Source organism: Prosthecobacter fluviatilis (assembly GCF_055388355.1).
On the sequence record NZ_AP043782.1, the window covers coordinates 5,777,453 to 5,789,490 of the forward strand.

At 62.8% G+C, this 12,038-nt stretch carries 11 protein-coding genes; 5 read left to right on the top strand and 6 right to left on the bottom strand.

Annotation, left to right across the window (positions count from 1 at the left end; translation table 11 throughout):
• Nucleotides 1–105: 105 nt before the first annotated feature.
• Together ACZ5WW_RS22605 and ACZ5WW_RS22610 are read right to left on the bottom strand one after the other, a co-directional pair.
• The gene (locus ACZ5WW_RS22605; RefSeq protein WP_377163163.1) at nt 106–477 is read right to left on the bottom strand and encodes a four helix bundle protein; all 372 of its coding nucleotides are present in this window, start codon (nt 475–477) and stop codon (nt 106–108) included.
• Between the two features lie 189 nt (nt 478–666).
• Nucleotides 667–1,356 (bottom strand): RNA polymerase sigma factor, encoded by a 690-nt coding sequence (locus ACZ5WW_RS22610; protein WP_377163165.1) that lies wholly within the window; start codon nt 1,354–1,356, stop codon nt 667–669.
• Between the two features lie 86 nt (nt 1,357–1,442).
• On the opposite strand from ACZ5WW_RS22610, the gene ACZ5WW_RS22615 reads away from it, so the two are divergent.
• A complete protein-coding gene (locus ACZ5WW_RS22615; protein WP_377163167.1) occupies nt 1,443–1,970 on the top strand; it encodes a hypothetical protein in 528 nt (175 codons plus the stop codon).
• Nucleotides 1,971–2,209: 239 nt separating this feature from the next.
• Here the strand turns inward: ACZ5WW_RS22615 and msrB are convergent, their stop codons facing one another.
• The 3 genes from msrB to ACZ5WW_RS22630 form a co-directional block, all read right to left on the bottom strand.
• Nucleotides 2,210–2,803, bottom strand: coding sequence for a peptide-methionine (R)-S-oxide reductase MsrB (gene msrB, locus ACZ5WW_RS22620; protein WP_377163169.1), 594 nt, complete (start codon nt 2,801–2,803; stop codon nt 2,210–2,212).
• A gap of 69 nt (nt 2,804–2,872) precedes the next feature.
• Nucleotides 2,873–5,407: a protein kinase domain-containing protein gene (locus ACZ5WW_RS22625; RefSeq protein WP_377163171.1), complete on the bottom strand. Its 2,535-nt coding sequence runs from the start codon at nt 5,405–5,407 to the stop codon at nt 2,873–2,875.
• A gap of 62 nt (nt 5,408–5,469) precedes the next feature.
• Nucleotides 5,470–6,150 (bottom strand): RNA polymerase sigma factor, encoded by a 681-nt coding sequence (locus tag ACZ5WW_RS22630; RefSeq protein WP_184340005.1) that lies wholly within the window; start codon nt 6,148–6,150, stop codon nt 5,470–5,472.
• A gap of 256 nt (nt 6,151–6,406) precedes the next feature.
• Here ACZ5WW_RS22630 and zwf point away from each other — a divergent pair, with 256 nt between their 5' ends.
• From zwf to ACZ5WW_RS22650, 4 genes are all read left to right on the top strand, one after another.
• Complete coding sequence (zwf, locus tag ACZ5WW_RS22635; protein ID WP_377163174.1) at nt 6,407–7,948, top strand: glucose-6-phosphate dehydrogenase; 1,542 nt, start codon at nt 6,407–6,409, stop codon at nt 7,946–7,948.
• A gap of 18 nt (nt 7,949–7,966) precedes the next feature.
• The gene (locus ACZ5WW_RS22640) at nt 7,967–8,974 is read left to right on the top strand and encodes a glucose-6-phosphate dehydrogenase assembly protein OpcA (RefSeq protein ID WP_377163176.1); all 1,008 of its coding nucleotides are present in this window, start codon (nt 7,967–7,969) and stop codon (nt 8,972–8,974) included.
• A 252-nt stretch (nt 8,975–9,226) separates the two neighbouring features.
• A complete protein-coding gene (locus ACZ5WW_RS22645) occupies nt 9,227–10,156 on the top strand; it encodes a UbiA family prenyltransferase (RefSeq protein WP_377163178.1) in 930 nt (309 codons plus the stop codon).
• A 215-nt stretch (nt 10,157–10,371) separates the two neighbouring features.
• Nucleotides 10,372–11,103 carry a transposase gene (locus tag ACZ5WW_RS22650; RefSeq protein ID WP_377163180.1) on the top strand — a complete coding sequence of 244 codons (732 nt, stop codon included), beginning with the start codon at nt 10,372–10,374 and terminating at the stop codon, nt 11,101–11,103.
• A gap of 172 nt (nt 11,104–11,275) precedes the next feature.
• Here ACZ5WW_RS22650 and ACZ5WW_RS22655 read toward each other — a convergent pair whose 3' ends face one another.
• A complete protein-coding gene (locus ACZ5WW_RS22655; RefSeq protein ID WP_377163182.1) occupies nt 11,276–12,034 on the bottom strand; it encodes a tetratricopeptide repeat protein in 759 nt (252 codons plus the stop codon).
• Nucleotides 12,035–12,038: the final 4 nt, after the last annotated feature.

Consider the following 12,038-nt stretch of genomic DNA (forward strand, 5'->3'; position numbering starts at 1 on the left):
AACTTCAAGAAGCAAAAAACGATGGCTCGGCCGTCGTCAATGGCTCACAGGCCGGAGGATTGATGATTGTCGAGCCATCGATTTTTGATTTTAGAAGTGTGAAGTTCAGATGGCGGAGCTCTTGTTGCGCTCGGCGGTCTGAATGCTTTTGACGAAGATGCTGATGAGTTCGTCGCATTCGGCAAGGATAGGAGCCAGGCGTGCTTTGGAGCAGAGGGGCTTGCGCTGGATGATCTTGAGCCAGATGAGGGTTTCGCGAAGTTCCTTGAGGCAGACTTTCATCTTGTGGAGGAAGTCAGCGCGTGATTCTGCGCTTTGGGCTTCGCCGTAGTTGGGGGCGGGTGAGGTGCCGGAACGTATTAACTGTCCTGCAATGTGTTTCCCAGCCTTTGTGTCGGGCAGTGCCTCCACGACGGTGATGATGCGAACGGCAAAGTCCACAAGGCGTTCTTCGATGACATTGGCTTGTGCTCTCATAGAGGTGGATGATTGGCGAAAGGCAGGGAGTTGACTCAGAGCCTGCACTTGCACACGAGAGCCTCTGAAATCAGAAATCAAAAATCGATTGTTCGACAATCGTCAATCTTCCGGCTCAGGGTGTCCTGGGCGTGCGTGATTGACGATTGATGAGCAATCGATTGCTGATTTGAGAAGTGACTGAGGCGCTTACTCCACGTCTTCCCCCAAATACGCCGCGAGGTGCTTTCGCAGCTCCGTGCGTGCGCGGAAGAGGAGGCTCTTCACCGCAGGCAGAGACATCTTCAGCACACTGCAAATGTCCTCATACGGCAGGTCCTGGTGGCGGCGCATGATGACGGCGATGCGCTGCTTCTCCGGCAGCGCGGCGATGGCCTTGTCCAGCGCCTGCTCCAGCTCCGTCTGCTGGGTGATGTGGTCGGCGCCGGGCGTGCTGTGGTCGGCAAAGTATTTGGGCGGATCGTCCTCGTTTTCCTGCTCGATGCTCACCTCCTTGCGGCGGGAGCGGCGGCGGGTTTCGTTGAAGACGAGGTTGCGGGTGATGGTGAAGAGCCAGGTGGTGAACTTGGCGGTGACCTCGTAGCGCGGGGCGCTGCGCCAGACGCGGAGAAAGACCTGCTGGGCGATGTCGTGCGCGTCGTCGATGTTGTTGAGCATGCGGGCGCAGGTGCCCACGACGGCGTTCTGGTGCAGCTCCACGAGGCGCTCAAAGGCTTTCACGTCCCCCTCCTTCACGCGGAGCATGAGGCGTACGCTTTCCTGGTCGGACGACTCCTCCGCACCGTCGGCGGCTGCCTGCGGCGGGTGGTGGGGAGCGTTCCGTTCCGGTTCGGGCATGAGGTAGGCTGGCAGTGTGATCGCCATGCTAGCGAGGGTCATGCGTGCTGTAAACCACCGGAGGGGCGGAATGGTTGCGCGAATATTTTTGACGCTCTAAGCGTCGTCGTTATCCGTAGAGGATCATTATGAACGATCTGACCTGGGACACGACTTTTCGCGAACTCTTCGAACGCTGCGCCAAACTGCACCGGGGTGGCGACACCCGGGCGGTGAACTGGTTCACGGAGGCCGACAAGGCGTTTCTGGATGGCATCGGCCACACGACGCAGGAGTTTTTTGACTTTGTGGACGACCACTGCCGCTACGGAGCGGAGGGGCCGTCCTTGGAAACGAGCCTGCTGGTGGCGGCGGTGCGCAGGGATTACTTCCGCGTGGTGCAGAAGAGCCAGCGCACCGGCAAGACCGTGCCTCCTGGCGACCTGCCGCCCAAGCCTGCGGCGGTGGATGGCATCCCCTGGCTGCCGCGCCTGCTGGTGAAGGCCCGGGCCAAGCTGAAAGGGGAGATGGACCCGGACACCATGTATGGCTGCGGTGGCGACCGTGCCTTCTTTGAGCAGCACAAGCTGCACCCGGCTGATTTCCTGCGCGTGACCTGGGCCGCCGGGGACGATGACCGCAAGATCATTGAGTATGTGAAGACGGGGAAGATGTGAGGCTGCCGGAAGTACGACAGGCACTCCTGCCTGTCGATGTGCGCTCACGCAAGCTCTGCCTCCTCCAGCCCGCCTCAGGCGCGACGGGCTGCGTTAGACTCGGCTGGCGGAGCGTGGGGGCTTGGTGGTGATCGAGGAGAGGCGGAGCGCTGACCGACAGACAGGAACCGAAGCGCAGCGAAGGTAGCCAGCCGCAGGCTGCCCGTAGGGCGAGCAAAGCGAGGCAATGCCTGTCGTACTTACTTCTTCTCCACGCCGCCTTCCTTGGCCACTTCGCCTTTTTTCTCCTGCACGGCGGCGGAGTTCACTTCGAGGAGCTTGGGGGCTTCGCCGCCTTTGGGGACGAATTTCAGGGCGATGCCGTTGATGCAGAAGCGGCGGTCGGTGGGGGTTTTGAAGCCTTCGCCTTCAAAGACGTGGCCGAGGTGGGCGTCGCAGCGTTTGCAGACGGTTTCGACGCGGTGCATGCCGTGGCTGTTGTCCACCTTTTCGAGCACGCCCTTGGCCTTGGAGGTGTCGTAAAAGGAGGGCCAGCCGCAGCCGGAGTGAAATTTTTCCTTGGAGGTGAAGAGCTCGGCGCCGCAGCAGACGCAGTAGTAGGTGCCCTCTCCCTGCGCCTCAAACTCGTGGTAGATGGCGCCATTGGGGCGCTCGGTGCCGCGCATGCGGGTCACCTGAAACTGCTCGGGTGTGAGCATTTTTTTCCAGTCGTCTTCAGACTTCACGATTTCGGGCTTGGGCATGGTCTTGGAATCGGCGGCGGGTTTGTCCTCGGCCTGGGCGATGAAGAAGGCGGCAGCGAGGAGGGGGACGAGAGCGATACGAAGTTTCATGGGCGTTGGGTTGCTGCTGATACGTGAGAGGACGGCCAAAGATTGCGTATTCCCGCAAAAGTTGCGGCATCAGTCTTCATCCTCACGGGCCATCTGGCCGATGTTCCAGAGCAGGAGGCGGAAGCCTGCATCTGGGTAACGGTCTGCGGCCGTGGCGTGGCGGCGGTAGGAGGCCAGGAGCTCCTGGCGCTCTGCCGTGGTGTAGGCACCACCGCGCAGCACGCCCTGGTCGGGCATGGCGTTCCAGGAGTCGGAGACCCATTCCCAGAGATTGCCGGAGAGGTCATGCAGGCCGCGGCCGTCTGCGCGGAAGGAGCCCACCGGGGCGGGGCCGGCAAAGCCGTCTTCGTATTTGGGGATGGCCTGCTTGCCGGTTTTGTCCGCGCTTTTGTCGAGGAAGTTGCCGGACTTGGCGGGCGGCGGCCAGATGAAGCCCCAGGGGTAGATGCCTTCGATGCGCAGGCTGCGCTCGGCCGGGGTGCTGCCGATCTCACGGGAAAGGTAGGCGGCCATGCTCCACTCGTCATCGCTGGGCAGGCGGTACTCCTGGTCCGGCTCCAGCAGGCCCTGGGCGCGTTCGCGGTCGGTCAGCCAGCGGCAGAACTGCTCGGCTTCGGAGCGGTTCACCATGCTGACGGGCAGGTCGGGGTCTGCATTCAGCACGCGGCCGTCCACCGGAGGCTGGTTGGTGGCCTTGGCAAATTCGTCGAAGTCTTTGCGGCGCGTCTCAATGGTGGCCAGCATGGCCTTGCCGAGGGGCACGAATTTGATGCCGAGGCTGTTTTGCCAGGCCTTGCCAAACACCACGGAGCCGGTGGCTTTGAGACGCAGGTTGAAGCTGATGCTCTGGCCCTGCTTGAGCTTGCCGGAGGCGGTTTCAGGCTTGTAACCGGGGAGGACGATCTCGTAGCTGAAGCTGTCTGCGCGCACCTTGGGCAGGGAGAGCGGGGTGCGGCCCATGAGGCGATCGCCGTCCAGGACCTCCGCGCCTGCGGGCGTGCTGGCGATGTTGAGGCTGCCGAACTTCACGCTGACGATTTCACAGCGTATGGCGCTGTGCCCGGGCTTGGGCTTGGAGGTGCTGAAGGTGGGGGGCAGGCTGATGGCGCGCCAGGCGTACTCGTGGTCAGGGTCCAGGCGGCCGGTGCGGCGGTCCTCGGCGGTCATCCAGGCGCAGAAGGCGTCTGCGTCCTCTGCGGCGATGAGGGCTGCGGGCAGCACGCTCTTGTCCGGGAGCAGGCTGGGGACCACCTCGTAGGCGGCGGCGCGGCTGTCTCCGAGGAATTTGCCAAAGAGGTCTCCGTCCAGCGGCAGGTCGGCCACGTGGCGGTCCTGCTTGTAGGTGAACCATTGCTTGCGCCAGTTTTGCCACGGCTTGCCGGGGGTGGGTGTCTGCGGGCGTGCGGGCAGCACGGGCAGGGGCTTCACCGGCGCGGGGATTTCGTAGCTCCACTCCAGCTGGTGCCTGCCCATGACCCAGCTGCCCGCCACGAGGAAGGAGGCCAGGGTGGTGAGGGTGGCCGCACGGCTGAAGCGGCGCACAAAGCTCTCGGGCCTGACGCCGCCGACCTGCTGCAGCGCCTCGGCAAAATCGGAGGCATTGGCAAAGCGCCGGGTCAGGTCGGCCTCGCAGGCCTGGCAGATCACGCGGTTGAGGTCCACCCAGAAAGGCCACTCCTCGTCGGAGAGGTTGTCGGGGACTTCGGGGAATTCCATGCGGTCTTTGCCGCTGCTCATCTCATAGAGCACCTTGCCCAGGCTGTAGATGTCTGCCTGCGGGGTGCCGGGGCCTTCCGGGGGCACAAAGCCCTCCGTGCCCACAAAGGTGCGCTCTCCAAACGCGGCCACGAGCCCGATGTCCGCCAGCTTGCAGACGCCGCCGACGAAGATGATGTTGGAGGGCTTGATGTCGCGGTGCGTGAGCCCGTGGTTGTGCATGTAGTGCAGCGCATCGGCCATGTACACGCCTGCGTCCCGGCAGAAGAAGGGGTCCAGCCTGCCGTGGCGCTTCATGTCCGTGGTGAGCGTGCGCGGCACGTAGGTCTTCACATCGCTGATGTGCGCGCCGTCCTCGGCGTCGTCCGCCAGCTCCATGACGCAGTAGTAAAAGCCGCGCGGCTCGTTCCAGCCCACGTGCAGGATGTGCACGAGGCAGGGGTGGCCGCGGGAGATGGGCTCAAACTGCTGGATGCCCTGAAACTCGCGGTGGAAGGTGCGGGTGAGCTCAAAGTCCTCACGCCAGACGATCTTGACCGCACGCAGCGCGCCGGTGACGCTCTGCGCCAGCCAGACTTCGCCATAGGCGCCGGAGCCGATGCGCTTGAGCAGCGTGTAGTCGGGGATGACGATGTCATCCCGGTGGGAGGGCGGGCCGTTTTTGTCACGGCTCTTGACCTTGTCGCGCGCGGTCGGCACGGCGATGGGCGGTGCGGGCAGCTCCAGCTCAAAGGAATCGGCTGAGAGTGCGGCTTCATCCTGCGCTGAGAGACCGTCTGCCGGATCGCCTTGGTAGAGGGGATGACGTTCGGCGTGCAGGGCGTCTGCCTCACGCGCACTCCCGTGTGGAGGCGTATGGTCGGCAGGCTGGGCGGCGGAGTCGCTCATGAAGCAGGTGTGGGAGGGCGGTGGCTGCCGGCACGCACGAGCCAGCGCGCGGAAGTCTCCCACTAAAGCATCGTATTCTCAAGCGCCTGCACTTCTTTCTTTACCAGGGCTCCGACGCGGTGCTTGGCCAGATAGACCTGTGCGGCGTTGATTCCGAGGGCCTCGGAGGTCTTCTTGACCCCCCAGCCCTTCATCACATAGCAGTCGAAAATCTGAAACTGCCGGGGGGAGACCTTGGCTTTCACACGTTCCAGAGCGGCGGCGGTGATGTTGTCCCGCCACTCGCGGTCCCAGATGTTTTCGAGCAGGTTGTCCTTGTCCTGGGAGAGGCGGTCGATGACCTGGCCGCTGGTGTCCTCGGTGTCGGCATTGCCCTGGTCGGCGAGGGAGGGCTGGCGCTTGCGGGCGCGGAAGACGTCGAGGATGCGCCAGCGCGTCATCTGCAGCAGCCAGGCCTTGAAGGAGCCGGCACGTGGGTCGTACTGGCCTTTCTGCACCTGGCGTGCGATGGCGATGACCGTTTCCTGCACCACGTCGAATGCCTCCTCACGGGTCAGGCCGGCCTTGGTGCCGACGCTGAAGATGAGGCGCCAGTAAGTCTGGTAAAACTCGTTCCAGGTCTTCTGATCCTCCCAGTTGTTGAGACGCTCGATGAGGCTTTTGCGGGTTTTCTCCCACAAGCCTTTGTCTTTTTTGACGTCCTCCGGAATCGGAATGTCTGGTTCTGGTGCCGGTTTGCTCATTGCCCTGTGACTGTCAGCGGTTGAGACGTGCTGTCAAACCTTTGAGGCTCAACATACGTAGAGAAAATTGGCGAAAGAGATGCCGTTTTTTAGCGGGGTACCCCCATATCCGGCACTTGGGCTGATTCATGGCATCCATGAAGTGATTTCATCCATTTGGGTGCCGGGCGGCGGCATCGTCAGTTGCCATCACAGGGGGGTGGGTTAGTCTGGCAGTCCTGCGCCGCGTTTGTGGCGTAGTCCATGCTTTAAAGCCATGCCCGAACTGGATAATCCCTTTCAAGAGACTCTGCTCTCCCGCCACCGTGCGGAACCCTGCTCCGTGGTCATCTTTGGTGCCACCGGCGATCTCACCCACCGCAAGCTGATCCCCGCCATCTACAACATCGCCGCTGCGGGCGACCTGCCGCCGCAGTTCAAGGTGGTGGGCTTTGCCCGGCGTGACAAGACGGACGAGGTCTTCCGCGCGGAGCTGGAGGAGGGGAACCGCAAGAACAGCCGCCAGGGGCACAATGACGAGCTGTGGAAGAGCTTTTCCCAGTGCATCCATTACCACCGCAGCGAGTTCGAAGACCTCGAAGGCTACAAGTCGCTGGCGAAACTGCTGGACCAGTTTGATGCGGAGCGCGGCACGCCTGCCAACCGCCTCTTCTATCTGGCCTCCGCGCCGGAGGCCTTCAAGCCCATCCTGGAAATGATCCGTGCCGCCGGGCTGAACCAGGGGGCAAAGGGCAAGTGGGCGCGTGTGGTGTGCGAGAAGCCCTTTGGCAAAGACCTCGCCACGGCGCAGGGCCTGAACTCGGTGGTCGCCGCCACCTTCGCGGAAAAGGACACCTACCGCATCGACCACTATCTGGGCAAGGAGACCGCGCAAAACATCATGGTGCTGCGCTTTGCCAACTCCATTTTTGAGCCGAACTGGAACAGCCGCTACATCGACCACGTGCAGATCACCTGCGCGGAAAACCTGGGCATGGAGGGCGGACGCGGCGGCTACTACGACACCGCCGGCGCGCTGCGCGACATGGTGCAGAACCACCTCTTCCAGCTCCTCACGCTGGTGGCCATGGAGCCGCCGACAGACCTCAGCGCGGACAGTGTGCGCGATGAAAAGGTGAAGGTGATCCGCGCGCTGCGCCCGCTGGTGGGGCCGGAGGCCGTGGGCAAAAACGTCATCCGTGCGCAATACACCGCTGGCAGCGTAGACGGTGTGCCACGCGTGGGCTACCGGCAGGAGGACCGGGTGAATCCTGAGTCCCAGACGGAGCCGTATGTGGCGCTGCGCCTCATGATCGACACCTGGCGCTGGCAGGGGGTGCCCTTTTACATTCGTGTGGGCAAGCAGCTGCCGAAGAAGGCCACGGAGATCAGCGTGCATTTCAAGAAGCCGCCGCAGGTGCCCTTTGCCACCTCCGCGATGCTGAAGAACAGCGAGAACACCCTCGTCATCCGCATTCAGCCGGACGAAGGCATCGCGCTGCGCATCCTCTGCAAGCAGCCGGGGCAGGCCATGAGCATCCAGCAGGTGAAGATGGACTTCCGTTACTCATCGAGCTTTGGCAAGGCCAGCCCGGAGGCCTACGAGCGCCTGCTGCTGGACGCCATGGCGGGAGACGCCACGCTCTTTGCCCGGCGTGACGAAGTGGAAAACGCCTGGAAGTTCATCGATGAAATCGAGAAAGCCTGGCACAAATCCGACACGCCGCCGCCCATGCACGAATACCCCGCCGGAAGCTGGGGGCCGAAGGAAGCGGACGACCTGCTGCGTGCGGACGGGCGCGAGTGGCGGCTGCTGTAAGAGGAAAGGAAACCAACCATGCCTGCAACCACTCTCAACGACTCTGACCTCGACCGCCTGGGGCTCGAAACGCCCATCGCGGGCATTGACCGCGCCTTGAAAAAACTGTGGGAAGGGGATGAGGCCAAGACGCGTGCGTCGCTCATCAATCTGGCGATCTACACCGAGGACAGCTGCCAGCTCATGGCGGACAACGAGCTGCTGGATGACGTGGCGGCGCAGCATGCCTGCCGCGCGCTGCTCATCCTGGCCCTGCCCGGTGCGCAGCCGCGTGCCCGGGCGTGGATCCAGGCGCTGTGCCGCCCCTACCAGGGAAAGCAGGTGGTGTGCAGCGAGCAGATCAGCTTTCTGCTGGAGGGCGGAGATGCCGCGCAGGTGCAGAACATCGTCTTTGCCCACCTGGACTCCGATCTGCCGCTCGTCGTCTGGTGGCAGGCGGAGCTGTCCAAGCATTTCGAAGAGCGGCTCTACAGCCGCATCGACACCCTCATCATCGACAGCTCGCGCTGGGCGGACCCCGGCCCGCAGTTTGACGTGCTGCTGGCGGCGCTGAATGCCGAGACGGGCGGCTTCAATGTGCGTGACCTGGCGTGGACGCGCTCCCACTTCATGCGCACGGCGCTGGCGGCCTGCTTTCAGGATGCGCCCACCTGCCAGAATCTCTCCAAGCTGGAGACCATCCGCATCACGCACCAGAAAGGCCAGCGCACCACGGCGCTGCTGCTCGCCGCATGGATCAACCAGCGGCTGAAGGCGGAGCTGAGCGTGCAGCTCACCGAGAAGGAAAGCGGCCCTGCGCTGCAGGAGCTGGTGCTGGAGGGCGGGGGGATACGCGGAGAGGTGCGGCGCGACTGCGAGTCCTGCTTTGTGCGTGTGAGCCTGACCTGCGGCGACCACAGCCGCGAAGACCTGCTGCCCGCAGACGTGGACACGGACGCCGATCTCGTGAGCGAGCTGCTCTCCCGCTTTCATGGCAGCACGCTGTACTCCTCCATGCTGCCGTTTGTGCGGAGCATGCTGAAGTAACGAAACGCACTCCGCACAGCCCGCCAGGCTTTCCGGTGATCTCGCAATCACGCGCAGGCCTCTTCGCCAAACCGCCCGACTGCGAGGGTGTTCGCACGCCGTTGCGTTTGCCGCACGCTGATGGACGGGCGGGCTGTCGCCACACCCATCCTGCGAACTGCGCAGGATGCTCTCACGAAGACAATCCTGCCACAAATTCGCTCTGTGAAATAACCGTTCGACACCGGCCTTGAGTGTCGGAAGACTGGAGGCATGCGCCCCTGGCTTCATCTCGCTCGTATTTCCAATCTCCCGACTGTCTGGACCAATGTCACTGCTGCATGGCTGCTGGCGCGCGGGGAGCTTACGGATCTGCGTTTGGTGTGGATGCTGGTGGCCGGTTCGCTGATCTACACGGGCGGCATGATTTTGAATGATGCGGCAGATGCCAAATTTGACGCGGAGCACAGGCCGGAGCGGCCCATCCCCAGCGGCAAGGTGAGCCTGCGCAGTGCGTGGGTGGTGAGCTGCGGCATGCTGTTTGCGGGAGGCGTCATCGCGCTGGGCTATGGGGCCAATCCGCAGCTTGTGGGGCTGCTGCTGGGGGCGGTGGTGTTTTATGATCTGTACCACAAGCGCTGGGCGGGCTCGGTCGTCGTCATGGGGGCATGCCGTCTGCTGCTCTACCTGGTCGCGGCGTCCACCGTGGCTCCGCTGCAGGTGGTGAGCCAGAAGGGGGCGGTCTCCTTTTTCGGAGCGCAGTGGCACTACGAGACCGGCTTCCTTTCCGCGGGGGCCATGCTGGCCATGCCCTTTGCCATCGCCCTGGGCTGCTACATCGTGGGCATCACCGTGGCGGCCAGGCTGGAGCACAAGGACGACGCCATGCCCGTGCCTGCGGCTCTGCTGGCCTTTGCGCTGCTCTACACACCGGCGGTCGTGTGTGCCATGCGGTTTTCTGCGGCGGGTGGCAGCCCGGTGCAGGTGGGTGTTCTGGGCGTGTTTGCCCTGCTGGTGGCGTATGCCACGCACACGATGCGCAAAGGCGGCCCCGCGATTGGCAAGGCCGTGGGCTGGCTGCTCGCGGGCATCGTCGTGGTGGACGCGCTGGCGATTGCAAACGTCTCGCCTCTGCTGGCGCTGGGCTTTGTGGTGCTCACGCCGCTGCTGCGCCTCTGGCAGCGCTGGGTGGCGGCGACGTGACGGGGGGCGTCTCTACTTCCTGATCCTGCGGGCAACGCATAGGATCGTAGGATGGGTGTGGCGACAGCCCGCCCGTCCATCAGCGTACGGCAAACGCAATGGCGTGCGAACGCCCTCGCAGTCGGGCGGTTTGGCGGAGGGGGCTTGAGTGCGGGAGAGGGCGCTGCATTCGCCAAACACACCCAACCTACGGCCGGAGCGGCTTGCGTTCGTGAATGAAAACGCAATTTTTGGCCATGCCATGGTCCATTCCCTCAGTGATTCCTTTGCCACGAGATTTCTCAGGCTTTGATCCCGGCAGTTCCATGCCGTGTGACGATTTTACGTCCTACGCGCGGCATCTCCCTCATTGGAGGCTGCCCGGTGCAGCCTATTTTGTCACCTTCCGACTCGCTGACTCAATCCCTCAGGTCATCCTCTCAGAAATGCAGCGTGAAGACGAAACGTGGCGGCAAAGAATAGCTGCGCATGCCAATTCTGTGCCGGCTTCCATTCAGGCAGATTGGCAGGAATTCCAACGCGCGCGGCTCCTCAAACTGGAGGTGCTCCTCGACGAAGGACACGGAGAATGCCTGCTGCGTGAAGCCTCTCATCGCCAGGTGGTGATTGACGCTCTGCATTACTTTGAAGGTCAGCGCTGCGAAATGCTGGCCTATGCTGTGATGCCCACTCATGTTCATGCTTTGTGTCGCATGCTTGGCGAGTATCGAATGGAGGATGTGTGTAGTTCCTGGAAATGGTTCACTGCCCTGCGCATTCAGCGCAGCCTTGGCAGGACGGGGCCGTTCTGGCAAAATGAAAGCTTTGATCGCATCATCCGTGATGCAGAGCATTACCAGACCACGGTGCGTTACATTGCTAAAAATCCGCTGAAAGCCAGACTGCAGGCGAACGAAGCATCCGTTTGGTTCTGCGAGTCCATTCGGGAAGCGAACAAGTTGTTGTAGGATGGGTGTGGCGACAGCCCGCCCGTCCATCAGCGTGCGGCAAACGCAATGGCGTGCGAACGCCCTCGCAGTCGGGCGGTTTGGCGGAGGGGGCTTGAGTGCGGGAGAGGGCGCTGCATTCGCCAAACACACCCAACCTACGGCCTGAGCGCCTGCTCCATTGCAGGAGGTATCACGGCACTGCCTCCCCCATCTTCTTCATCACCTGCCGGAGCTGCTTCTGCGTGTCGGCGTCGTCAGGCGCGAGTTTCAGCGCGGCTTCAAAGGCTTTTTTGGCGTCTTCGTTTCGGCCGAGTTCGACGTACAGCAGCCCCAGGTTGTAGAGGGCGTTGAGGCTGCCGGGGTCCAGCGCGAGGGCTTTGAGGTAGGACTTCAGCGCGTCGTCTTTTCGGCCCACCTGATCCTGCAGATTGCCGAGGTTGAGGTGCAGCATGGAGCTGTCCGGCTCCAGACTCAGGGCTTCTGTGAGAGCGGCTTCGGCTTCCTTCAGTTTCTTGGAGCCCGCGAGGTAGGAGGCGTAGCTGTTCAGCGTGTAGGTGCGCTCCCTGGCGTTCTCCTTTCCTTTTTGCAGGTGCAGCAGGAGCTGGAAATCCACGTCCTCCAGATCTTCCGGCGGCTTGCCTCCCCACTCGACGAGCATGCTCATGCGGTGCACGCGCGCCTTGAGCCGCTTCATCTCGATCTCGAGGCGTGTCTGTGTGGAGAGCTCAAACGCTTTCTCGTAGGCTTTCTCGGCCATGTCATAGCGCTCCTCATCCATGAAGTCGTCTCCGAGTGCGACGTACTGGCCGATCACCTTGCGCGACTGGTAGCGGTCCCACTGGTCCTGGATGGAGGGAATGAAAAACGCCAGGAGCATGACGGAGGCGCTGCTCAGTGTGGCGACGTAGGGCCAGGCTTTTTTGCTCAGGGAAACAGGGTGGTCTGACATGGGG

Excerpts from the sequence above, each read along its gene's own strand:
- ACZ5WW_RS22625 (WP_377163171.1), bottom strand. The coding sequence starts at position 5,407 with ATGAGCGACTCCGCCGCCCAGCCTGCCGACCATACGCCTCCACACGGG.
- ACZ5WW_RS22655 (WP_377163182.1), bottom strand. The coding sequence starts at position 12,034 with ATGTCAGACCACCCTGTTTCCCTGAGCAAAAAAGCCTGGCCCTACGTC.
- ACZ5WW_RS22615 (WP_377163167.1), top strand. The coding sequence starts at position 1,443 with ATGAACGATCTGACCTGGGACACGACTTTTCGCGAACTCTTCGAACGC.
- ACZ5WW_RS22605 (WP_377163163.1), bottom strand. The coding sequence starts at position 477 with ATGAGAGCACAAGCCAATGTCATCGAAGAACGCCTTGTGGACTTTGCC.
- ACZ5WW_RS22650 (WP_377163180.1), top strand. The coding sequence starts at position 10,372 with ATGAAAACGCAATTTTTGGCCATGCCATGGTCCATTCCCTCAGTGATT.
- msrB (WP_377163169.1), bottom strand. The coding sequence starts at position 2,803 with ATGAAACTTCGTATCGCTCTCGTCCCCCTCCTCGCTGCCGCCTTCTTC.
- ACZ5WW_RS22630 (WP_184340005.1), bottom strand. The coding sequence starts at position 6,150 with ATGAGCAAACCGGCACCAGAACCAGACATTCCGATTCCGGAGGACGTC.
- ACZ5WW_RS22645 (WP_377163178.1), top strand. The coding sequence starts at position 9,227 with ATGCGCCCCTGGCTTCATCTCGCTCGTATTTCCAATCTCCCGACTGTC.
- ACZ5WW_RS22610 (WP_377163165.1), bottom strand. The coding sequence starts at position 1,356 with ATGACCCTCGCTAGCATGGCGATCACACTGCCAGCCTACCTCATGCCC.
- ACZ5WW_RS22640 (WP_377163176.1), top strand. The coding sequence starts at position 7,967 with ATGCCTGCAACCACTCTCAACGACTCTGACCTCGACCGCCTGGGGCTC.
- zwf (WP_377163174.1), top strand. The coding sequence starts at position 6,407 with ATGCCCGAACTGGATAATCCCTTTCAAGAGACTCTGCTCTCCCGCCAC.